We start from the raw sequence: 324 nt of genomic DNA on the forward strand, positions 1-324 counted from the left end.
ATTAAGGGAATGGTCGATATTCGCAATGCCTACCAAGAAGTTATTGCCATTCAACGCTATTATGACTATGATAAGGAGACCTTTAACCATTTGTTAGGCAAACTCAATCGTACCTATGATAGCTTTGTCAAACGCTATGGGTATTTGAATAGTGCTGTGAACCGCAATCTTTTTGATAGTGATGATAAGTATTCGCTTCTTGCTAGTTTGGAAGATGAAAGTCTAGATCCAAGTGGAAAGTCTGTTATCTATACTAAATCCCTTGCCTTTGAAAAGGCTCTAGTGCGTCCTGAAAAAGAGGTTAAAAAGGTACATACTGCCCTT

At 38.3% G+C, this 324-nt stretch carries 1 protein-coding gene; it reads left to right on the forward strand.

The window, feature by feature from the left end:
- Window positions 1–324, forward strand: a 324-nt coding sequence (locus C1E99_RS04305) for a hypothetical protein (RefSeq protein WP_153060161.1), incomplete at both ends; no start/stop codon positions are given.

This window comes from Streptococcus suis (assembly GCF_002964045.1).
In the GTDB taxonomy this organism is placed as follows: Bacteria; Bacillota; Bacilli; order Lactobacillales; family Streptococcaceae; genus Streptococcus; species Streptococcus suis_U.